The sequence below is a fragment of the Bittarella massiliensis (ex Durand et al. 2017) genome (assembly GCF_017566145.1).
GTDB classification, from domain to species: domain Bacteria; phylum Bacillota; class Clostridia; order Oscillospirales; family Ruminococcaceae; genus Bittarella; species Bittarella massiliensis_A.
In genome coordinates this window covers 1-227 of sequence record NZ_JABFCL010000158.1, presented here as the reverse complement: position 1 = coordinate 227, position 227 = coordinate 1, and the positions used below count along the sequence as shown (strand labels likewise).

Annotated in this window: 1 protein-coding gene; it reads left to right on the top strand. The window is 48.0% G+C overall.

Annotation, left to right across the window (positions count from 1 at the left end; genetic code table 11):
- Positions 1-24 precede the first annotated feature (24 nt).
- The coding region (gene nrdD, locus HJY11_RS13860) for an anaerobic ribonucleoside-triphosphate reductase (RefSeq protein WP_368041623.1) at positions 25-227 on the top strand (203 nt) is incomplete at its 3' end.

Below are 227 nucleotides of genomic sequence, written 5' to 3'. Positions count from 1 at the left end.
CTGCACAGAAGCCACGAGAAATATATGAAGAAATACAGGGAGAAATATACAGGAGTCCTTTCTGAAGAGTTGATGGAGCAGCTTGCGGACGACAGACTTCAGGACGAGCTGAGATCCGGTGTACAGACGATCCAGTATCAGATCAATACCCTGATGACGACAAACGGACAGTCGCCGTTTGTAACCCTGTTCCTAAACCCGGACAAATCTCATCCGTACGCAAAGGA